20 protein-coding genes are annotated in these 21,558 nt (G+C 62.4%); 13 read left to right on the forward strand and 7 right to left on the reverse strand.

Annotated features, from left to right (window positions below; translation table 11 throughout):
- Window positions 1-25: 25 nt before the first annotated feature.
- The gene (gene recG, locus ACOFKT_RS04495; RefSeq protein WP_419806228.1) at window positions 26-2,320 is read right to left on the reverse strand and encodes an ATP-dependent DNA helicase RecG; all 2,295 of its coding nucleotides are present in this window, start codon (window positions 2,318-2,320) and stop codon (window positions 26-28) included.
- A 114-nt stretch (window positions 2,321-2,434) separates the two neighbouring features.
- Here recG and ACOFKT_RS04500 point away from each other — a divergent pair, with 114 nt between their 5' ends.
- The 9 genes from ACOFKT_RS04500 (at window position 2,435) to ACOFKT_RS04540 (ending at window position 10,307) form a co-directional block, all read left to right on the forward strand.
- Complete coding sequence (locus ACOFKT_RS04500) at window positions 2,435-3,343, forward strand: ABC transporter ATP-binding protein (RefSeq protein ID WP_419806229.1); 909 nt, start codon at window positions 2,435-2,437, stop codon at window positions 3,341-3,343.
- 35 nt (window positions 3,344-3,378) lie between these two features.
- Window positions 3,379-4,629 (forward strand): ABC transporter permease, encoded by a 1,251-nt coding sequence (locus ACOFKT_RS04505; RefSeq protein ID WP_419806230.1) that lies wholly within the window; start codon window positions 3,379-3,381, stop codon window positions 4,627-4,629.
- Window positions 4,626-6,164: an anthranilate synthase component I gene (trpE, locus tag ACOFKT_RS04510; protein ID WP_419806231.1), complete on the forward strand. Its 1,539-nt coding sequence runs from the start codon at window positions 4,626-4,628 to the stop codon at window positions 6,162-6,164. Before ACOFKT_RS04505 ends, trpE begins: the two co-directional genes overlap by 4 nt.
- Before the next feature lie 133 nt (window positions 6,165-6,297).
- The gene (locus ACOFKT_RS04515; RefSeq protein ID WP_419806232.1) at window positions 6,298-6,891 is read left to right on the forward strand and encodes an anthranilate synthase component II; all 594 of its coding nucleotides are present in this window, start codon (window positions 6,298-6,300) and stop codon (window positions 6,889-6,891) included.
- A gap of 6 nt (window positions 6,892-6,897) precedes the next feature.
- Window positions 6,898-7,803, forward strand: coding sequence for a nuclease (locus tag ACOFKT_RS04520; protein ID WP_419806233.1), 906 nt, complete (start codon window positions 6,898-6,900; stop codon window positions 7,801-7,803).
- Window positions 7,804-7,891: 88 nt separating this feature from the next.
- Window positions 7,892-8,452, forward strand: a complete 561-nt coding sequence (gene efp, locus ACOFKT_RS04525) for an elongation factor P (RefSeq protein WP_419806234.1) — start codon at window positions 7,892-7,894, stop codon at window positions 8,450-8,452.
- Between the two features lie 87 nt (window positions 8,453-8,539).
- The gene (locus ACOFKT_RS04530; RefSeq protein WP_419806235.1) at window positions 8,540-9,460 is read left to right on the forward strand and encodes an alpha/beta fold hydrolase; all 921 of its coding nucleotides are present in this window, start codon (window positions 8,540-8,542) and stop codon (window positions 9,458-9,460) included.
- The gene (locus ACOFKT_RS04535; RefSeq protein WP_419806236.1) at window positions 9,457-9,738 is read left to right on the forward strand and encodes an acylphosphatase; all 282 of its coding nucleotides are present in this window, start codon (window positions 9,457-9,459) and stop codon (window positions 9,736-9,738) included. The genes ACOFKT_RS04530 and ACOFKT_RS04535 overlap by 4 nt, the downstream gene beginning before the upstream one ends.
- A 29-nt stretch (window positions 9,739-9,767) precedes the next feature.
- Window positions 9,768-10,307, forward strand: coding sequence for an adenine phosphoribosyltransferase (locus ACOFKT_RS04540; RefSeq protein ID WP_419806237.1), 540 nt, complete (start codon window positions 9,768-9,770; stop codon window positions 10,305-10,307).
- Between the two features lie 185 nt (window positions 10,308-10,492).
- On the opposite strand, the gene ACOFKT_RS04545 is transcribed toward ACOFKT_RS04540, so the two are convergent.
- The 3 genes from ACOFKT_RS04545 to ACOFKT_RS04555 form a co-directional block, all read right to left on the reverse strand.
- The gene (locus ACOFKT_RS04545) at window positions 10,493-10,828 is read right to left on the reverse strand and encodes a hypothetical protein (protein ID WP_419806238.1); all 336 of its coding nucleotides are present in this window, start codon (window positions 10,826-10,828) and stop codon (window positions 10,493-10,495) included.
- 120 nt (window positions 10,829-10,948) lie between these two features.
- Window positions 10,949-11,377, reverse strand: a complete 429-nt coding sequence (locus ACOFKT_RS04550; RefSeq protein ID WP_419806239.1) for a DUF1622 domain-containing protein — start codon at window positions 11,375-11,377, stop codon at window positions 10,949-10,951.
- Window positions 11,378-11,491: 114 nt separating this feature from the next.
- A complete protein-coding gene (locus ACOFKT_RS04555; RefSeq protein WP_419806240.1) occupies window positions 11,492-13,018 on the reverse strand; it encodes a GH1 family beta-glucosidase in 1,527 nt (508 codons plus the stop codon).
- Between the two features lie 228 nt (window positions 13,019-13,246).
- On the opposite strand from ACOFKT_RS04555, the gene ACOFKT_RS04560 reads away from it, so the two are divergent.
- Window positions 13,247-14,248: an amidohydrolase family protein gene (locus ACOFKT_RS04560; RefSeq protein ID WP_419806241.1), complete on the forward strand. Its 1,002-nt coding sequence runs from the start codon at window positions 13,247-13,249 to the stop codon at window positions 14,246-14,248.
- A gap of 459 nt (window positions 14,249-14,707) precedes the next feature.
- On the opposite strand, the gene ACOFKT_RS04565 is transcribed toward ACOFKT_RS04560, so the two are convergent.
- Window positions 14,708-15,865: a lactonase family protein gene (locus ACOFKT_RS04565; protein ID WP_419806242.1), complete on the reverse strand. Its 1,158-nt coding sequence runs from the start codon at window positions 15,863-15,865 to the stop codon at window positions 14,708-14,710.
- Window positions 15,866-16,094: 229 nt separating this feature from the next.
- On the reverse strand, window positions 16,095-16,550 hold the full coding sequence (locus tag ACOFKT_RS04570) for a hypothetical protein (RefSeq protein ID WP_419806243.1): 456 nt from the start codon (window positions 16,548-16,550) through the stop codon (window positions 16,095-16,097).
- A gap of 219 nt (window positions 16,551-16,769) precedes the next feature.
- On the opposite strand from ACOFKT_RS04570, the gene ACOFKT_RS04575 reads away from it, so the two are divergent.
- The 3 genes from ACOFKT_RS04575 to glmM all read left to right on the forward strand — a co-directional run bounded on the left by ACOFKT_RS04575 (window position 16,770) and on the right by glmM (window position 20,835).
- Window positions 16,770-17,489, forward strand: coding sequence for a tetratricopeptide repeat protein (locus tag ACOFKT_RS04575; protein ID WP_419806244.1), 720 nt, complete (start codon window positions 16,770-16,772; stop codon window positions 17,487-17,489).
- A 15-nt stretch (window positions 17,490-17,504) separates the two neighbouring features.
- Window positions 17,505-19,226 (forward strand): exodeoxyribonuclease VII large subunit, encoded by a 1,722-nt coding sequence (gene xseA / locus ACOFKT_RS04580; protein ID WP_419806245.1) that lies wholly within the window; start codon window positions 17,505-17,507, stop codon window positions 19,224-19,226.
- Between the two features lie 259 nt (window positions 19,227-19,485).
- Window positions 19,486-20,835 carry a phosphoglucosamine mutase gene (gene glmM, locus ACOFKT_RS04585; RefSeq protein ID WP_419806246.1) on the forward strand — a complete coding sequence of 450 codons (1,350 nt, stop codon included), beginning with the start codon at window positions 19,486-19,488 and terminating at the stop codon, window positions 20,833-20,835.
- A 423-nt stretch (window positions 20,836-21,258) separates the two neighbouring features.
- Here the strand turns inward: glmM and ACOFKT_RS04590 are convergent, their stop codons facing one another.
- Entirely contained in the window at window positions 21,259-21,528 is a 270-nt protein-coding gene (locus ACOFKT_RS04590) for a hypothetical protein (protein WP_419806247.1), read from the reverse strand.
- Window positions 21,529-21,558 lie beyond the last annotated feature (30 nt).

Genomic DNA, 21,558 nt, shown 5'->3' on the forward strand with positions numbered 1-21,558 from the left:
GAATCTGCACTTTGGCAGCGTGTGCTTACGCCTCGATCAGGCCGTAGCGCCGCTGCCATTGCTCTTTTAACTGCGTGCGCACAATATCCCGCTCTGCATCGGTGATGTCATGCAGCCGGCCCGCGGCCAAATCCTGCGCTTCGCTTTTTGCAATCTCCAGCATGCGGCGGTCGCGGACCAGGCTGGCAACACGCAGGTCCGGCATGCCCGCCTGCCGGGTGCCAAAGAACTCGCCCGGGCCGCGCTGCTGGAGATCAAACTCGGCAAGCTCGAAGCCGTTCTGGGTACGCACCATGGCATCCAACCGAAGCTCGGCCTCTTCCGACACCCGCTCGCCGGTCATCAGCACGCAATAGCTCTTTGCGGCGCCGCGGCCCACGCGTCCGCGCAACTGGTGCATCTGTGCCAGACCGAAGCGTTCGGCGTGCTCCACAACCATCACGGTCGCGTTCGGCACATCCACACCGACCTCAATCACAGTGGTCGCGACCAGCACATCCAGTTCGCCCCGTTGAAAGCGGCGCATCGTGATCTCTTTGTCGTCAGCCGCCATGCGGCCGTGCAGCAGACCAACGCGCAGATCGGCGAACGCGCCGTGGCGCAGATCGTCGTACATCTCGACCGCGGAACGCAGCGGCGAGCGTGACTGGAGGCTGGCAAGTGGAGCCTGCTTGCCGCCGCGTTTCGCGGTTGTACTCTTCGGCATGCGCTTAGCGGACGCCGTAAGCGCTTCTGTAACGGGCATTGGTTCCGCGGCAAAGTCGAGTTCCGGCTGATCGTCGCTGGCGCCTTCCACCAGGGGATACACCATGTAGGCCTGCCGGCCGAGACGCACCTGCTTCCGCACAAAATCCCAAACGTCCGCCGCCTTTTCCTGGCCGACGCGACGCGTGACCACGGGTGTGCGGCCCGGCGGCAGTTCATCGATCACGCTTACGTCCAGGTCGCCATAGATGGTCATGGCCAGCGTGCGCGGGATGGGTGTAGCGGTCATGACCAGCACATCTGGCTCGGCCGCGCCCGGCTTCTTCATCAACGTGAAGCGCTGGCGCACACCGAAGCGGTGCTGCTCATCCACAATCACCAGGCCCAGATTCGCGAAGTCGATCTTCTCCTGGATCAGGGCCTGCGTGCCGATGATCAGTTCCGCTTCGCCACGCAGGATGCGCGCCCGCGCCCATCGCTTGCTCGCATCGTCCAGCGATCCCGTCAGTAGCGTCACGTGGTAGGGCCGGGTGCCGTTCGCGAGCAGCTTTTTTGCGGAAAGGTAATGCTGCATCGCCAGGATTTCGGTTGGCGCCATCAGCACCGCCTGCGCTCCGTTTTCAATCGCGACCAGGGCCGCCTGCAACGCCACAATCGTCTTGCCGCTGCCCACATCGCCCTGCAAGAGGCGTCGCATGGGTGTGGGCTTGCGCATGTCGTCAACAATTTCGCCCAGGACGCGCTTTTGCGCCGGTGTGGGGCGGAACGGCAAGACCTGCTTCAGCGCCTCGCGTACCGTGTCACCGGTTTGAAAGGCGTTGCCCTCGCGCTCACGCAGGCGCTTGCGCTTCAACTCCAGGCCAAGCTCCAGGTAAAACAGTTCCTCAAACACGAGCCGCTGCTGCGCCGCCGTTCCGAAGCTTTGCAGCAGGTCGCTCGGTGTGCCTTCAGGAGGGAAGTGCGTCTCCCGCAACGCCTGCAATCGTCCGGGCAGTCCAAGGCGCTTCAGCATGGCCGCAGGCAGCACCTCCGGCAGCGGCGGCCCCTGCGCCAAATCTTCCAGCAGCTGCCAGAGCAGCCGCCGCGCCCAGCGCGATGTCAGCCGGGCACCGCTGGCCGTCGTGCCTCCCAGCGACTCGTACACAGGGACGATCCGGCCGACTTCGAGCAATTGCGCCAGCGGATCGGTGTCTCCTGTAGCGCTGGGCAAGACTTCAAATTGCGGTTGGATCATTTTGAAGCGGTCACCCTGCGACCGGCTGGGCTCCGCGCGGCCGTGCAGCGCGACCATGTCACCCAGCTTGAACCGGTCTTTCAGGTACACGCCCCCGAACCACATCGCCTTGAGCGACTGCAGGCCGTGACCCACGGTCAGTTCAAAGATCGGCTGGCGCCGCGTGCGCAGCAGAACGCTACCGCGCACCTCTGCAACGATGCTTGCGGTTTCGCCTGCAACCAGCTCACCGAGCGGCTTGGGGTGCAGCCGGTCTTCGTAGCGGAAAGGCAGGTGATACAGCAGGTCTTCGACGGTGTGTACGCCGCGCCGAGCCAGCGCTTCGCCATTGCGCGGCCCGACACCCTTCAACTGCTGCACGGGCGTTTGAAGCGCGATCATCCCCAGCGATGGTAGCAGCGGCCTCGCGGATCTTCAGGCCGCTGCCGTCTGGCATCACTGCTAGACTAGATAGAGCTAAAGCCCGCGTCCGCAGCGGAGATTTCGCGCCCATTCATGCCCACCGTCCAACTGAATCAAGTCCGAAAAGTGTACGAGAACAAGGTCGCGGTCGAGGGCCTGACGCTTCGTATCGACCCGGGCACCATGTTCGGCCTGCTGGGGCCAAACGGCTCCGGTAAAACGTCGTCCATCCGCATGATGATCGGCATCACGGTGCCCGACTCCGGCACGGTCGAACTCTTTGATCGTCCGTTCACGCGCGACGCGCTGAAGCGGGTTGGCTATCTGCCGGAAGAGCGTGGCCTGTACAAGAAGATGATCGTCTTGCAGCAGCTCATTTTTATGGGCAGGCTGCACGGCCTGTCCGCCGCGGAAGCCGAGCGGCGTTCCAAGACCTGGGCCGACCGGCTGCAGATCAGTGAAGCTTTGCCAAAGAAGACCGAAGAGCTCAGTAAAGGCATGCAGCAGAAAATCCAGTTCATCGCCGCTCTGCTGCACGAGCCGGACCTGATCATTCTTGACGAGCCGTTCAGCGGCCTTGACCCGGTCAACGGAGCTCTGCTGCAGGACACGATGCTTGAGCTGCGTGCGGCCGGCAGGGCCATCCTGTTCTCCACACATCGCATGGACCAGGTCGAACGCATGTGCGACGGCATCGCGCTGATTCATCGCGGCCGCGTGGTGCTGCAGGGCGGCATGCGCGAGATCAAGTCGCGCTACCCGCGCAACCGCGTCGAAATTCTCTATGACGGCGACCCGAGCTTCCTGCGCAATACGGAAGTCGCTGACGTGAAGGAATATACCGGGCGTGCCGAGGTGACGCTGCGCGGTGACGTGCCGAACGCACAGCCGCTGCTGGCCGAGGCGGTCCGCAACGGCGTTCGCATCGACAAGTTCGAGGTGAAGGAACCCACGCTCGAAGAGATCTTCATCAGCGCCGTGGGAGGTCGTGTCGATGCATAACACTGCGAGGCAGCCTGGAAACATCCGGAGCCACAATGCTTAACAATATCTTTCTGATCGCGGGTCGCGAGTACCTGGAGCGCGTGCGTACACGCTCGTTCCTGATTGCGACCATCCTGATTCCTGTACTCATGGCTGCCGGCATCGGTGGCTCCATTCTGATCGCAAAGCACAGCAAGTCCAACTCGCACCTGGCGGTCGTCTCCACCGATACGCAGTTGGCAGCGGACCTGCAAAGCGAGTTGGAGCACGGCAAAGACTCGGAGATGACGATCGACGTGATCTCGCCCCCCAGCGAAAAGACCCGCAGCAATCTGAACGACCTGCTCAAGCGCAAAGATCTGGACGGCTACTTGTGGATCAGCCCGCCGCGCCATGCGGGTGGCCGCCCGGTGCTGCAGTACAAACAGGGCTCGTCGGCGGACATAGCCACGCGTTCCTCAGTACAGCACGCGATCGATAAAGTGCTGACGCGCGAGCGTCTGGTGCAGCAAGGCCTGTCGAAATCGCAGGTTGAGGACATGATGAGCCCGGCCGAACTGGAGTCGACCGACGCTGGCGAGTCCGATCACACCGCAGCGAACTTCGCCGCGGCGTACGTCACTTTCTTCCTGATGTACATGGTGATCATGCTTTACGGCATGAATGTGGCGCGTTCCATCATTGAAGAGAAAACCTCGCGTGTCTTCGAGGTCATGCTCGCCACCGTCAAGCCGCTCGAGATGATGGCAGGCAAGGTGATCGGCGTGGGTTCGGTGGGTCTTACCCAGGTCGGCATTTGGATGCTGGCCGCTGTTCTACTCACGCACACCGCGATCATCGCGCATTATGTGGGCGGCGGCGCCGCATCGGGTATTTCGTTCTCCGCGGCCCAGGTCATCTTCTTCATCGCGTACTTCCTCATGGGCTACCTGCTGTACTCCTCCATGGCAGCGGCTCTGGGCGCGATGACGAACTCCGAGCAGGAATTGCAGCAGCTCAACATGTTCCTGGTTCTGCCGCTCGCGGGCTGCATGGTCGCGCTCCCGCTCATCCTGAATTCGCCCGGCAGCCCGGCGGCGCGCATCCTCTCGCTGATTCCGTTCTGCACGCCGCTGCTCATGTACATGCGCATCTCGGTCTCGCCCGTGCCCTGGTATGAGATCGCAGCATCGTTCGCCATCATGGCGGTCACGATATACGCGATTCTGTGGGTCACCAGCCGCATCTACCGCGTCGGCATTCTGATGTACGGCAAAAAGCCGAACCTGCCGGAAATCATCCGCTGGGTCAAGTACAGCGGATGAGCGCGGCGCCGGACAAAGCGAGCGACGCCACCCCGGAGCTGGAGCAGTTCCTTCGGCTCAAACACAAGCACCACACGCTGATCCCGGTGTACCGCACCGTCAACGCGGACCTGGAAACGCCCGTATCGGCTTTTCTTCGCGTCGCCGTGGCTGAGCCGGAAGCCTTCCTGCTGGAGTCGGTCGAGGGAGGTGAGCGCGTCGGGCGCTACACCTTTATCGGCGTCCGTCCGTACCGGAAGCTGACCGCCTATGGCCGCACGTTGACCGACACGCAAGGCAAAAAGAGCCGCACCTTCGATGGCGACATCTTCCAGGTACTGCATCAGGCGCTCAGCGAGCACAGTCCGGCCAAGCTGCCGGGCCTGCCGCCGTTCACCGCAGGCGCGGTCGGCTTCTTCAGCTACGACGTCGTGCGACAAATCGAGCGCCTGCCCGAACTCACCATCGATGAGCTGCACGCGCCTGACGCCTGCCTCATGTTCTTCGATGAAGTGCTCGCGTTCGATCACGTGAAGAAGCAAATCTTTTTGATCGTGACGGCGGACCTGCTGCGTGAACCGGACGCGGACAAGGCCTACCGCGCCGCTCTGCAAAGGCTGGATCGGCTCGAGCAGCAGATCACCGCGCCACTGCCGCTCTCGCTAACGAGGCCCAACCGCAAGCCGTTGCCGGCGCTTGAACTGAAGCCTCGAACGCCAAAGAAAGACTTCCTGAAAGCAGTGGAGCGTGTGAAGGAGTACATCGCCGCAGGCGACGTTTTCCAATGCGTGCTGTCGCAGCGCTTCGACTGCAAGCCGGAAGTCGATGCGTTCGAGATCTACCGCGCGCTCCGCATCGTGAACCCGTCGCCCTACATGTATTACCTGCGCTTTCCGCTCGCGCGCGGCGCGGGCGAAAGCGAAACGCCCGCGCATATCGTCGGCTCATCGCCCGAACTGCTGGTGCGCGTGCATGATCGGAACGTCGACTATCGGCCCATTGCTGGCAGTCGTCCACGTGGCGATGACGAGGCGAGCGATACGCGGCTGGAAGAAGATCTGCGCCGCGACGCGAAGGAAACAGCCGAGCACGTCATGCTCGTCGACCTGGGCCGCAACGACCTCGGTCGCGTCAGCGATTTCGGCACCGTGCAGGTCAAGGACCTGATGGTGGTTGAGCGCTACTCGCACATCATGCACCTGGTCAGCTCGCTCCGCAGCCGCTTGCGCGCAGACCTGAGCGCCATCGATGCCTTTCGCTCCTGCTTCCCGGCGGGAACGCTTTCGGGCGCGCCAAAAATTCGCGCGATGGAGATCATCGAGGAACTCGAGCCCGCCCGCCGTGGTGTCTACGGCGGCTCCATCTTCTACGCCGATTTTTCCGGCAACCTGGACAGCTGCATCGCGATACGCACCCTCTTCATGCACGGCGAAGACGCGTCCGTGCAGGCCGGCGCCGGCATTGTTGCTGACTCAGTGCCCGCGACCGAGTTCGAAGAGTGCGTCAACAAGAGCAAGGCAGTTGTACGCGCTATCGAGCGGGCCCGCGGCAACTAACGTCGACGTAGCTCAAACTCCCGACGCACAATGTGCGTGCACGGTCTCGCCCTCAACGTGCTCTTAGGCTCCCGAGTTCGGCGCGACAACGGCATCAATAGCTCGGAACCGGCCAGAGATACACTGGAAACGGATGGTCTTCGTGCTCGATAACTACGATTCGTTCACCTACAACCTCGTCCAGTACATCGGCGAGCTTGGGGAGGAGGTTGTCGTGCGCCGCAACGACGAGGTCACGCCCGAGCAGGTTGAGGCGATGCAGCCTGAGCGAATCGTCATTTCGCCGGGCCCGTGTACGCCGCATGAAGCGGGAATCTCGATCGACCTCATCAAGCACTTCGCGAATGTCGAGCTTCAGAATCATCGTCGCACGCCTGTCCTCGGCGTCTGCCTGGGGCACCAATCGCTGGGCGCGGCGTTTGGCGGAGAGGTCGTCCGCGCCGCGCGCCTGATGCACGGCAAGACCAGTGAAGTCGAACACGACGGCAGGACTATCTTTGCCGGTATCGCACCGCGCATGGTCTGCACGCGCTATCACTCGCTGGTGGTCAAGCCGGAGACGCTGCCTTCCGAACTCGAAGTGACCGCGCGCACGCAGGACCCTGAGGGCGAGGTCATCATGGGTCTGCGGCATCGCGAGCTGCCGATCGAAGGTGTGCAGTTCCACCCGGAAAGCGTGCTGACGCGCGATGGCAAGCAGCTGCTGAAGAATTTCCTGGAGCTCTAAACCGTTATGCTTACTCTCCGCGCCTGCTTCGCCGCATCCGCGTTCCCGTTTGCCTGCGTCGCGGCCGGCCACACGCAGAGCATCGGTACGGTGCGTACGCCGAGTGCGCAGGTGCAAGGCATGGTTTCGGTTTCCTCCGGCAAATCAACCATTCAAAACAATGCAACGGTGACAGCGGGCCGCGAGACTGCGGAGGTGTCGCTGACGCGCGGTGGCTCGGTACATATCTGTATCGGGAGCGCCGTCAGCTTTTCGCAGGCGTCTAATGGTGCTCCGAACGCGCAGCGTCCGCTGTTGTTTGCGCTGCAGCGCGGTGCCACGGAGATCACTACACCCCTCTTGCGCAGCGATGCCGTTGTAACCCCGGACCTGCGCATTGAGAGTTCTGATCCCGCCCCGCTGGATCTTCACTTGCGTGTGAACGATGCTGGCGACACCTGCGTCGAGAATCTGGGAAAGAACGCTCCGATCCTGCACGTCACCGAGCAGCTCAGCGGCGCGGGGTATCTGGTGAAACCGGGGCAGCACATCGTCTTTGAGAAAGGCAGCGTGCGGTCTGTGGTAAACCGCGCCACCACGCAATGTGGCTGCCCACGGTCTGGCAAGGCTGACGACTTTCCGGAAGCGGTCAGCGCCGGCCTTGTGCCGTCGACCGTACCGGCGGCGCCCGCTGGAGCGCAGCACACGCAGGTTTCCGCGGGTGTGGATTACAACGGGGCTACGGGCGCGGCGAGCGGACCTCCTCTGCCCGATGGCACCGTCCCGGTGACTACAGCGGCAGGCGCGGCGGCACCGGCCAGCACCACACAACCGGCTGCAACTTCCACGCGCAACGCCCGTGCAGACCAGGCATCGCATAACCCGTTTCGCGCCATTGCGCATTTCTTCCGCAAGCTGTTCGGCGGCTCGTAAGGGTCTCTCCTCAAATGAACTGTGCGACCCTGCACGATACAATCGACAAGCGATACGGATACCCAAGCACCTGAAGGAGCTGTTTTCTATGGCGATTCCCGCCACTCAAATGCGTCCGGGCATGATCATCAAGCACAACGACGTGCTGCACGCCGTCTTCTCGGTGGAACACCGGACGCCCGGCAACCTGCGTGCGTTTATCCAGGCCAAGCTGCGAAACCTGCGGTCCGGTGCCATGTTTGAGCACCGTTTCCGCTCCGGCGACGCAATCGACCGTGTCATTGTGGACGAAATCGCAATGGAGTACCTGTACAACGACGGCGACGACTACTACTTCATGGACACGGAGAATTTTGAACAGACTCCGCTGAAACGCGACACGCTTGGCGATGCGGTCGATTACCTGCTGCCCAACTTGAACATCCACGTCAGCTTCTACGACGGCAAACCCGTCGGCATCGAACTGCCGCAGGTCGTCGAGATGACCATTGTCGAAACCGAGCCGGGCATTAAGTCGGCAACGGCCAGCAGCGTAACGAAACCGGCTAAAACCGAAACCGGACTTGTCGTGCAGGTGCCGCCGTTTATCAACGAGGGCGAAAAGGTGCGCATTGACACGGCAGAGGGTGCCTATATGTCGCGCGCGTAATCGCCGCGACCAGGGTTCGCTCGCTTTCAAAGAGACGGCATCGCTTCGGCGGTGCCGTTTCCTGTGTAAGCCGCATCCAACCGGCATATGCGCGTTCAGGAAGTGAAGACGCCGGTCTTGCGGCTGGCCTACGAGGAAAGCGGACCGAAAAAGGGTGAGCGGCTGCTCCTGCTGCATGGCTGGCCGGATTCGCCCCGAACCTGGGACAAGGTGCTGCCGTTTCTGCACGATGCGGGCTATCGGACAGTTGCACCTTATCTGCGCGGCTATGGGCCGAGCGAATACCGGGACCGGGTTCTGGGCAGCAATCCACGGCGCAGCGGTCAGCCCGTGGCGTTTGCCCAGGACATGATCGACCTTGCCGACGCGCTCGGCATGCGGAAGTTTCACTTCATCGGGCATGACTGGGGTGCGGACACGGCTTACCCACTTGCGGCCTTGTTTCCGAAACGTTTGAAGAGCATCACCGCTCTGGCTGTCCCCTTTCAGCCGCTCAGCACGGAAGTGCCGAAGTTTCCGCAGGCACAGGCGATCTGGTACCAGTGGCTGTTGTGCACTGAACCTGGAGCGAAGAAGTTTCGGGAAGATCCAATTGCGTTTGGCAAGGCACAGTGGGATGCGTGGAGTCCGTACGGCTGGTATACCGCAGGCGAACTGGCGGAGGCGGCACGGAGTTGGGTGGGCAAAGACTACGAGGACACTGTATTACACAAATACCGTTCGCGTTGGGGACACGCCGACAATGATCCGAGGTATGCCGCGTTGCAGGCCCGGTATAAGGCAACTACGCAGCTTGCCACGCCCGCGCTGCTCATCCACGGCATGGAAGATGCTTGCACCCTGGCGGAGACGACGGATGGCGCGGGCCGTTACTTTACCAATGGATACCGCCGCATTTTGCTGGACCACTCGGGGCATTTCCCGCAGCGTGAGCAGCCGAAGGAGACCGCGGCAGCAATTTTGGAGCACATTCAGGACCATGATTCCGGCGGCGAGAGCAGGCATTGATCCGTCACTATCAGATTCTGGGTCGCGTGCAGGGCGTCGGGTTTCGCTGGTTCGTGCAGCGCGAGGCAGCCGAGCTTAGGTTGCGCGGATGGGTGCGCAATACTGACGCCGGGCACGTGGAGGCAGTTGCGATGGGTGAGCCCGAGCAGTTGGCCGAGTTGGAGCAGGCATTGCGGAAGGGTTCACGCGGCAGCCGAGTTGATCGTGTGCAGGTGCATGAGTTGGCCGAGGGCGAGGGTGCGGCTTTGGGCGAGTTTCGGATTGATGGTGCGATGTAGTGACGGACCGCACAACTTAGAATGGATCTATGTCGACACCGATCAATTGCGAGCCGCTGAAGCAGCTCATTCGTACTGTTCCTGACTTTCCAAAGCCCGGAATTCTGTTCTACGACATTACGACGCTGCTGAAGGACAAGGCCGGCTTTGCGCAGATGATCGATGCGTTTGCGAGTTACTACATCGACAAGCATGTCGATCTGGTGCTGGGCATCGAAGCGCGCGGTTTCATTTTTGGGCCGGCGATGGCGTATCGATTGAATGCGGGTTTTGTGCCGGTGCGGAAGCCGAAGAAGCTGCCCGCTCCGGTGGCAAAAGTGACTTACGACCTGGAATACGGGTCGGATTCGCTGGAAATCCATCTGGATGCGATTCAGCCTGGACAGCGCGTGGTGATTGTGGACGATCTGTTGGCGACGGGCGGAACGATGCAGGCGACGGTGCAGTTGGTGCGGCAACTCCGTGGCGAAATCGCGGGTGTTGCATTTGCGGTGGAGCTGGATTTTCTGAAGGGGCGCGAGAAATTTCCGGACGTGGATGTGTACAGCTTGCTGCATTACAGTGAGTGACCCCCCTCCCTATCTATTTTGTAAGTTCTTGCTTTGGAAAGACTTACGTTGTGGTGTGACGGTAAGTTCTTCTGCGGCAGGAACTTGGGTGTAAGTTCCTGTGCTGCATCGAGTTAGCGTGGAAATGAAAAGGCCGGCGCTGGTGCGCCGGCCTTTTTGCTGCTGTTTCTATTCTACGTTGCGTGTCAAGGAATTGCTGTGATGCGAAGTGTGTCGCCGGGCTGAAGATACTGCTTGCGGCGGAACCAATCGGTCATGGCGAGGTGAAGGCGGTCGAGCGGGACGAGGGAGCCGGCTTCGAGCCGGCCGTCGGCGATGGGGAGGGTGTCGTCGAACGCGGCATCGTTGGTGAAGTTGCGCATGGCGAAGTTATCGAGATGCGCGATGGGGACGGGGTGGGCTTCGCCAGCGGGCGTGATGCGCTTGATGCTGAGGGTGTGGAGGAACATGGCGGTGACTTTATGATCTCGCGTTGAGCAGCGGGTGGGGCCCGGGCGCGAGGTGAGGCCGATCTCGCTCAAGTTGTTCTCCTCGATGCATGGTGCCGCTCGGAGAAGAAAGTAGAATCCTCCCCTTCAGCAAGTTCAGGGTCAGGATGACACTCTTAACGGACGAGGAGCTATACCTGAGTGGAAAAGGCTTTAGGAGCTTCCGTGTGAGAGGTGCGTTTGTTGCGACGAATCGGTGCTGTTAGCCACGGTAGCTTCCGCTTTCTTCTGGCCCGGTTGGGATTCTTCGCGGATTTCCTTTTCCAGAAAGTAGTTCAGGGCGGTCCGGAGAGCAGCGATTGCGGCCAGCTTTTCAATGTCACTCCACGTGGGCGTCACGGCTGTGTTCAGCACGTCCGCGGCAAGTTCGAATTCGAGTGCGACGGCGAGCCAACGGCCGAGCGTGAGCCGCACGGCGACTTTCGCCTCCGGCGGAGCATCTGCGCTGAACAGCAATCGAAGTGACTGCCATGTGGCACGCGCGGCTGCGATCGCGATAATCAGCGCCGCGGCAAACTCCACGCCGCGGGCCAGGTATTCAATGACCTGCTTCGAAATATCAAGAAGATGAAGCGATTCCAAGGGTGCACTCCAAGCAGGGTTACTTAAAGCTACCGTTGCGCAGCATTTCAGAAAAACTCATCAGGTTGCGTGGCGGAATACGGCAGTCGCGCGGTGCATGTTTGCCAATGTGGTCTATCCAGAGATGATTGCTTTTGTCTCCGTGTCCACTTTGTTCGCTGCCGCAACGCGTCCGTACCACAGGCCAGAGTCTTTCACCGTGCGTGTCTGGTCTCGGAAGTCGACATACGTCAGACCATAGCGTTCCGCGTAACCATCGGCCCACTCGAAATTATCCAGAAGGCTCCAGGCATGAAAGGCGCGCACACGTGCACCATCGGCAATGGCCCGTGATAGTTCCTTCAATTCTTCCCGGAAGAACGCGATGCGGCGCACGTCGGGCACACGGCCGTTCTGTTTGGCGAAGGGTGTATCGAGGTAACTGCATCCGCTCTCAGTAATTTCGATTACGGGATTGTTGTAATCGCGGCTGATTCGGCTTACCAGGTCATAGATACCGCGGGGCCACACTTCAAGACCACCGTCCGTCAGCATGCCTTCTGCCGGCATGACTGCGTCGAGTTGCGTCCACGGGTCACCTCCGTGAGCGGTGTCCTGCGTTTCCGTCGCGATGGTGCCTGTTGTTCCACGTCGTGAGGCCCGGGAATCTGAGACGATGCGGCGCGTGTAGTAGTGGAAGCCAATCCAGTCCAGCGGCACCTGCATGATCTTGTCGTCGCCACTGCGAAACCCCATCTGCTCATACGGGGTCGGCACCACAAAAGCATTGGGATACCTGCCATGGATTGCCGTTTCGAGGAAATAAAGATTGTTGAAGGCGTGGTAACGCTCCGCAGCGGCTCGGTCTTCGGGGCTGTCCGTCTTCGGGTATGCCGGCGACATGCCATATGCGCTGCCTACCGTGGCCTTGGCCGAGGCGGCTTTGATTGCCCGGAACGCCTGTCCCTGCGCAAGATTGATGGTGTGCGCCGCTTTCAGAAAATCGGTGTAGCTGGAGCGGGCGGGCGGAAAGGCGCCAACGCCGTAGCCAAGGTAGGCGACCGTCCACGGCATGTTGAAGGGTGCCCAAACCGTGATGCGGTCGCCCAGGTGCTGAGCGAGGATGCCGGCATAATCAGCGAAATATCCGGCCAGGTCACGGTTCGGCCACCCACCCCGGTCCTCCAACGCCTGAGGCAGGTCCCAGTGGTAAAGGGTACAGAAGGGCCGTATGCCGGCTTCAAGTGCCGCATCGACCACGCGGCTATAGTGATCGAGGCCCTTGGGATTCGGAGCGCCGGTCCCGCCTGGCTGGATACGCGGCCACGAGATCGAGAAGCGGTAGCTCTTCTGATTCAGCTGTTTCAGGATTGCGATGTCTTCGCGGTAGCGATGGTAGTGGTCGCAGGCGACGTCTGCGGTGGCAGCGCCCTTGATCTTGCCCGGCGTATGACAAAAGCGATCCCAGATGGACTCGCCTTTTCCATCCTCCTTCCACGCACCCTCGACCTGGAAGGCGGCTGTCGCCATGCCCCACAGGAAGCCGGATGGAAAGGCGCCGGGGGAAAGGCCAGCGGCAAGCTGGGCCTGTGCGCCGCTGTGAGACAGAAGGCCACTCGCGGCTGCAGCGAGCGAAGTTTGCAGAAACATACGACGGTCCATAGCAGGCGAGGTTCCTCGATGGGGGCTGGAATCTTTCTCAGAGTCTGAAGACGGGACGCATTGTTGTCCAATGAATTAAGCAGACCCACTTAATGGCTGCAGTTATGGCCTTGGGACCTGGGGAGAGGCAAGCCTTCACTGTGCTGTGCGAGCAGCGCCATTTTGGCGAGCGACGGCTTGGTGTAAACGGCTTGGTGTAAACGTAGAACGGAACCTAGAAGGGAAACGATGAAGATAGTCGCTCTTGAAGAACACTTTGCTTTTCCGAACGTGATCGAGGCCTGGCGTTCCGCAGACGCCCGGGCGCAAGGGCCGTCGCTCGCCTCATTTGCGCAGGGGCCGACCGGCGAACGTTTGACTGAGTTCGGTGATGCCCGCCTGGCAGCGATGGACGCCGCCGGGATCGATGTCCAGGTTCTTTCACTTACGACGCCCGGGGTTCAGGGGCTTTCCGCGGGCGAGGCCGTCACGCTTGCAACCGAATCGAACGACCTGCTTGCAAACGTGATCCGTTCGCGGCCGGATCGCTTTCAGGGCTTCGCAACGCTGCCGACTCCGAGTCCGCACGCGGCCGCCCGGGAGTTGGAACGGGCGGTACAGCAGCTGCACTTACAAGGTGCCATGATCTTTGGCCGTACCGGTGATCGTAACGCCGATCACGCGGACTTCTGGCCCATTTTCGAAGCAGCCTCAGCGATGCGCGTCCCGCTGTATCTTCACCCGCAAACTCCGCAGGACGGCGTGGTCCATGCGTGCTACGCGGGACTGGATGACCAGGTCAGTTCCTTGTTTGCCCGGCCCGGCATCGGCTGGCATTACGAAGCTGGCATTCAGATTGTTCGGCTGGTACTTGCCGGCGTGTTCGACCGCTTTCCCGATCTGAAGATCATCACCGGACATTGGGGAGAGGTGATTCTGTTCTACCTCGACCGGCTCGACATGCTTTCTGGCCCGGCAAAGCTGTCCGGCAAAGTTTCCGAGTATCTGCAGCGGCACCTGTATGTCACTCCCAGCGGCCTTTTCAGCGACCGGTACTTGCGATGGACCCTGGAGATTCTTGGGGCCGAGCACATCCTTTTTTCGACGGACTACCCGTATCAGCAGGCCTCCCGCGACGCAGTGCAAGGTTTGCTACAGCACGCGGAGCTCAGCGCCGAGGACCGGGATAACATCGCATGGCGCAACTGGGAACGGCTCTGCTCGGAGGTCCGGCGGAACGTGGTTCTGTGATGTGATGCGAGGAGGATCTTGATGGTGTGGCAGGTCAGCCCACCCTAGCCGCAAAGAGCGCGGCGAAGTTGGGGCACGCTAGCGGTGTCTATCTGGGCGGCTGAAGATGATGTGAAGCTCGGGGTTTGCACAAGCGGTCGAGAATGCGGGTTTCGGTGCAAGCACCGAGTCCGCTGCGCACCCACGGTGAAGCTGTGGGTGCTTCGGTCGAAATGACAGTGGATCGGCGGTGCGAAGAAAGCAGATCCCTTTGCTGCGCTACGGGATGACAAACAATTGCGCTCGGGATGACAGACAAATTGCGCTACGTGGATAAAAAAACTACGTTACGTGGATGACAAACAAATGCGCTACGGGATGACAACAAGCTGCTCTACGGATGAGAAACAAGCTGCGCTCGTGAGACACGGTTGAGGGGCTTCGTCCCGACTGGAAACGCGGTTGACGGCGAGAACTTTGTCAGGCGAAGAGGAGGCAGCTGGGGCCGCCGAGTTTGACCATGGCGGTGCGTTCGCTGAGTTTGCCGGTGGTGGTGTCGATGGGAAAGACGCTGACGTCATCGGAGAACTGGTTGGCGCTGAGGAAGTATTTGCCGTCAGGACTGACGGCGATGTGACGGGATTCCTTGCCAGGGTTGGGCAGGTGCTGGATGAGGGTGAGCGCGCCGGTGTGCGCGTCGATGCTGTAAGTGGTGAAGTACTCGTTGACGCGGGTGCTGGCATAGAGGTACTTGAGGTCGCGGGAGAAGGCGAGCTCGCAGGCGCGGCTCTTTGAGACGTCGAGGTCGTTGGGCAGGGTGGGGACGGGGGTGCCGAGGGTGGTGAGGGTGCCTTTGCTGCTGTCCCACTGGAGCAGGGCCACGGTCGAGTTGAGCTCGTGGATGCAGTAGATCCAGTGGCCGTTGGGGTGAATGGCGAGGTGGCGCGGGCCGGAGCCGGGCGCGGCGTGCCACTCGCCGTGCGGTGTGAGTTTGGCGGTGGCGCGGTCAAGCCGGAAGATGTGGATGCGGTCGAGACCGAGGTCGTTGACGAGGACGTAGTTACCGTCGGGCGAGCTGAGCGCGGAGTGGATGTAGCTCTGCTTCTGGCGGTCGGGGTTGGGGCCGTGGCCGTCGGGAGGGAAGTCGATGTGGGAGGCGAGGGTGAGCGTGCCTGCGTCGTCGGCGTGAAAGGAGGCGACGCTGGCGCCGCCGTAATTGGCGACGAAGACGGCATGGCCGTCGGAGGTGACACCGACGTGGCAGCCGCCGACGCGCTCGGAGGCGGCGTCGCTGATGTGCTGGAACTGCTCGCCCGGGCGGTCGGACATGGGCGGGTGTGTGAAGGACGAGGCGTGCGAGGTGAGGTTTTCCGGCTGGGTGACGGCGAAGAACGCGGGGTAGGCCTGGCTGGGAATGGCGAGAAAGCTGGGGTTCGCGGCTTCGACGGCGAGCGTGGGATCGGAGAGGTGGCCGTTGGAGAGATAGGCGGCGTAGACGCCTTTGGAGCCGCGGCCGCCCGTGCCGATGAGGAGGCGTGCGGTGCCGGGGGCGCGTTTGGCGGACTGGCTGACGGCGGATTCGGCTTGAAGCATGAGGGCACCTGCGGGTAGGGCGGCGAGAAGCTCGCGGCGATTCATGGGGATAAGGGTACGCCCCAGAGGGTGCAGGACGGGATGCGGATGGGATGGGGTTTAGATTGGGCTTGACTACCTCAGCGGCTAAAGCCGCGTTCGAGGGTGCGTGCGTTGGCTACCTCGGCGGCTAAAGCCACCCACCTTAGCCGCAAACAGCGCGGCGAAGGTGGGGCACAGCACTGCAGTCTTCCCTGAGCGGTGAAGGTGTGGCACGGGGCTTGGGGAGGTCGCGCTAGCGGTTGGGGGCGGCTACCGGTTCGGTGACGTTGTCTGAGGGGAGGTGGCCGGCGTAGGTTTCGGGGGCGACGTCGTCGTTGATGACGGGGAGTGTTGGGAGGGCGCCGGTGGAGCCGGCTTCGTTGACGACGGCGTTGACGTTCTCGATGACCTCTTCGATAGTCATGGTGTAGAACTCGCGGCCGTTGTCATAGCCGGTGTCGATGATGCTTTTCAGGAAGCGGCCGGCGGCCTGGGCGGCTGCGTAGTCGGTGATGACGTGGTTGTGGCGGCGCTTCATCTCGACCCAGGCGACGTTGGGCATGGCGATCCACATGGGGCGGTCGTTGACGGCGAAGCGGATGTCGGTGGCGTCGGCGTGGCGGGTGGCGATGGCGACAAAGGTGCCCTTCCAGACGCAGTGGAGGTCCTCGCCGGTCCAGCGGTCGGTTACGTGGAAGTTCTCGTACATGCGGCGGCGCTCCTTTGGGTGTGGTTAGGGTAGCAGTTCAGCGGGAGTGATCCGGGGGATTCGCGGGTTGCGGCTGCTGGATGCCATGCGACGAGGAAGCAGGCCGTTGCTGCGCTTCGGATGACAACGTTCAGAGAAGTAGATGGTGGCGCTGGTAAACTTTGGGATGGCACAGTGTGTGCCGATGGACATCTCTTTTTTGAAACGAGCCGCATACCTTTGAACACGAACGTTGCTTCCCGAACGAACCCCGCGCTTGCCACCAACCCGAAGAAGAGCGGACCGCTGTATGTGCCGCAGGACCGCAAGCTGATGCTGGCGTATGTGATCGGTGCGGTGGGGGTGGTTATCCTTCTGCTGGGGGCGGTGCTGCTGTACAACCATCGCTCGGCGGTGGCGAACCAGGCGTTGAGTGATGCGATGCGGACGTTTCAGACGCCGGTGGTGCAGCCGGGCCAGCCGGTGCCGGCGGGGGAGCGCAGCTTTCCGAGCAGTGAGGACCGGGCGCGGGCGGCGAACACGGAGTTTGCCGCCGTGGCGAATCACTACGGCATGACGCCGGCGGGGCGGAATGCGCTGTACCTGCAGGGCGTGACGGCGATGCAGATTGGGCAGACGTCGACGGCGGAGGAGCTGCTGAAGAAGTCGGCTTCGTCGTGGAACAGCGATGTGGCGAGCATGGCGAAGCTGGCGCTGGCCAACCTGTACCACGGGTCGAACCGGGATGCGCAGGCGATCGAGATTTACCAGAAGCTGACGGCGAAGCCCACGACTGCGGTGCCGGCGGGGCTGGCGCAGTTGCAGTTGGCCGATCTGTACAACAGCGAGGGCAAGAAGGACCAGGCGCGGAAGATTTACGCGCAGATCAAGGACAAGGACCCGAAGAGCGCGGCGGCGGAGATTGCCACGCAGGATTTGGGTGAGGCTCCGGCGCGGTAGCGACTGAGGAAACCGATGGGGAGCGAACCGGTGGCACGGAGCCTGGCGCAACTGCATGTGCAGCGGAATCGCGCGCGGCAGGGGGCTTGGTCCGCAGAGCCGCAGGCGGATGCTCTGGGGCAGTTTGGGTTGTTGTTTGAAGCGCCGGTGGTTGCGGCTGTTCCGGATGCGGTGGCTGCGGGAGCGGTCGCTCCTCAGGGTTCGGCGGCGGTCGCGGACTCGTTAGACCCCGTGGCCGGTGTGGCGGCGAAGTGTGTCTTGCCGGAGCGGCAGCGGGATGATGCTCCGTGGACCGTGGGTGAGCTGGTCAGCACACTGCGCGGGCGGCTGGAGAACCACGGCACGGTGTGGGTCGTGGGCGAGATTTGTAACTTTCGGCCGGCGCAATCGGGGCATGTGTACTTCACGTTGAAAGATGGCGAGGCGCAGTTGGGCGCGGTGCTGTTTCGGCGGCAGGCGGCGATGCTGCGCTGGCAGCCGAGTGATGGCGCGGCAGTGCTGTTGCGCGGTCGGCTTTCGGTGTTTGAGGGTCGCGGACAACTGCAGTTGATCGCGGAGTCGCTGGAGCCTCGGGGCGCGGGCGCGCTGCAGGTGCAGTTTGAGCAGTTGAAGGCGAAGCTGCGCGATGAGGGGCTGTTTGAGGCGGCGCGCAAGCGGACGCTGCCGGCGTTTCCGCGGCGCGTGGGCGTGGTGACGTCACTGCAAGGCGCGGTGATCCGGGACATTGTGACGGTGTGCCGGAGGCGGCATGGGTGCATCAACCTCTTGGTGTACCCGGCGGCGGTGCAGGGTGTAGGTGCGGCGGCGGAGATTGCGGCGGGCATTCGATATCTGAACCGGGCGGCAGAGCAGCCAACCCACCTCCACCGCAAAGAGCGCGGCGAAGGTGGGGCACGTAGTTCGCAGGCGGTGGACCTGATCGTGATTGCGCGCGGGGGCGGGTCGGCGGAGGACCTCCATGCGTTCAATGATGAGGCGCTGGCGCGGGCGATCGCGGGGTCAGCGCTGCCGGTGGTTTCGGCGGTGGGGCACGAGACGGACTTTACGATCGCCGACTTTGTCGCGGACCTGCGCGCGCCCACACCGAGCGCCGCGGCGGAGATGATTACGGAGTCGCAGCACCGGGTGGAGGAGCGGCTGCAGGCGCTTGGAGCGCGGTTGTACCGGGCGGTGCGGTTTCAACAGGTGAGTGCCCGGCAGAGGTTTACGCGGCTGGCGACGGGTGGTGTGCTGCAGCGAACGCAGGATGCGATCGAGCGGCGGCAGCAGCGGGCAGACGTGCTGGGGGAGCGGCTGGAGCGGGCGTCGGCGGACCTGCGCCGGGACATGCGGGAACGGCTGCGTGGCTTAGAGGCGCGGTTGCAGCGGCAGGATACTCGAGTGCAGCTGCGGCATGCGCGGACGATGTTGCTGGGGCGCGAGGAACGCTTGCTTCGCGTGGGTATGGGGCTGGCGCTGAGGCCGGCGCAGCAGTTGGAACGGGCGTCGGCGCGCTTGCAGCAGAGGGGGGCGGCGCTTCTGGTACGGCCGAGGCAGCGGCTGGAGCGGGCAGCGGCGCGGTTGGAAGCGTTGTCGCCGTTGGCGGTGCTGGAGCGAGGGTATGCGCTGGCGTTTACGGAAGATGGGCGGCTGGTGCGGTCGGCGGGGCAGCTTGCGGCGGGCGATACCCTGGTTGCGCGGTTTGCCAAAGGGAGTGTGGTGGCGCGGGTGAGCGAGGTTCGGAGTGAGACGGGTTAAGGTTTTGACGTGTCTGCCGGGGGAAAGCAGCGGCTGTTCAAAGGAAATGCAGGTTTCTCCGCTCCGCACCGACGATGAAGCTGTCGGTGCTCCGGTCGAAATGACAATGCTTGAGTGGTGATGTGGATTTGTGGCGTAGTTGAATTTGTGGCGTAGTTGAATTTGTGGCGATGTGGAATTTGTGGTGATGTGGAATTTGTAGCGGTGTGGGATTCGTGGCGGTGTGCGAGGGGGATAACGCGCTGCCTGGGGAGAGGGCATGAGAAAGCTGTTTGGTACGGACGGGATTCGCGGGGTGGCGGGTGTGGCTCCGCTGGACCGCCGGACGGTGTTTGCGGTGGGCGTGGCACTTGCAAAGCACACGGGGGCGCAAGGGTGCGAGTCGTGCCGCGTGGTGCTGGGCATGGACACGCGTGAGTCGAGCGAGTGGATTGCGGCGACGCTGGCGGCTGGGCTGCGCAGTGGCGGGGCCATGGTGGAAAGCGCGGGCGTGATTACGACGCCGGCGGTCGCGTTCCTGACGGTGTCGCACGGATTCAGCGCGGGCGTGGTGATTTCGGCGTCGCACAATCCATGGCAGGACAACGGCATCAAGGTGTTCGGGCCGGATGGGTACAAGTTGCCGGATACTACGGAACTTGCCATTGAGGAAGAGATTTTCCGGCAACTGGAAGCAGACCACGGGGACCACGAGCATGAGCCGGTGCCTGAGGTGGAGGAGAGCGACCGTGCGGAGTACATGCGGGCGCTGCTGGCGGCGGCGCCGGGATTGTCGCTGGATGGCAAGCGGATCGTCCTGGATTGCGCCAACGGGGCCGCGAGCGCGGTGGCGCCGCAATTATTTGCCGGGATGGCGGGCGAGGTGCAGGTTCGGAATGCGTCGCCGGATGGACGCAACATCAACGAGGGTTGCGGGGCGCTGCACCCTGATGTGGTGGCGCGCATGGTGGTGGAGGCGAAAGCCGACCTGGGTGCGACATTTGACGGTGATGCCGACCGTGCGCTGTTCGCGGACCGGCACGGCCGCGTGGTCAACGGCGATGCGGTGCTGCTGCTGGCGGCACGCGACCTGAAGAGGCGCGGTCTGCTGGCGGGCGACGTGGTGGTGGCGACGACCATGTCGAACATGGGCCTGGAGAGCGCGCTGAAACGGGACGGCATCCGCATGCTGCGCGCACCGGTGGGCGACAAGTATGTGCTGGAGGAGATGCGCACGTCGGGCGCGTGCCTGGGCGGGGAGCAGAGCGGGCACGTGCTGTTCGCGGGCCGCAGCACGACGGGCGACGGCCTGTTGACGGCGCTGCTGGTGCTGGACATTGTGCACCGGTCGGGCAAGGCGCTGGATGAGCTGATTGCCGACCTGAAGACGTTTCCGCAGACGATTGTGAATGTGCGAGTGCGGGAGAAGAAGCCGCTGGAGACGTTACCCGCAGTGCAGAGCGCGATACGGGCCGCGGAGCAGGAGTTGCAGGATTCGGGCCGGGTGGTGATTCGCTACTCAGGCACGGAGGCGCTGGCGCGCGTGATGATTGAGGCGGAGGATGAGGGCGCGATGCGGAAGCACGCGGATGCGATCGCGGGGGCGATTCGGGCGGAGCTTGGGGTGTAGGCAACGGGCTTAGACGGAGGGACTATGGCGTATCGACATACTCAGTGGAACTGCCCAACTGCCCAAATCGAAGACGTCGAACACTTAGGTAGTGTCTGATGAATTTTCTTTACGCACATAGTGCCCAGTAGGTGCCGGCAGAAATGCAGGTTTCTCCACTCCGGCCCCACGGTGAAGCTGTGGGGCCTGCGGTCGAAATGACAAGTCTCAGGAACGGAATTCATCAGACAGAAGCTAGCGGTGCTGGGCTTGTGATCGGTTGAGACGGTGGACGCGCAAAGTCTTCACTGAGAGCAGTGTTCCTGGTGGAGCAGAAATGCAGGTTTCGGTGCAAGCACCAAGTCCACTCCGGCCCACGGTGAAGCTGTGGGGCCTGCGGTCGGAATGACAAGTTTAGTCATACCCTGAAGGGTGAGTTAGAACCTAGTGGACCTGGTTGGGCGGGGTCTGGGGATGGATTTCGGATTGCTGCAATCCGCTCCCATCGAGCATGCTGTGCAGCAGCTTGTCGCCGCAGTCCATTTCGGTGAGCTGCTGCAGGAGCTGGGCGCGGGCTTGTTCGCCGGCGGCGGTTGACGGTTTCAAGTGATGGAGGACGTCAACGAATTCGCGATTGGCCTCGCGGCAGCGCTCGGCGGCGCGCAGGAACTGCTCGGCAAGCGCACTGTCGCTGCTGTGAAGGCTGTCGGCCATGTGAACGGCCCGACGAACCTTTGCCAACAT

The sequence above is a fragment of the Terriglobus sp. genome, from assembly GCF_965201105.1.
Classification (GTDB): Bacteria; Acidobacteriota; Terriglobia; order Terriglobales; family Acidobacteriaceae; genus Terriglobus.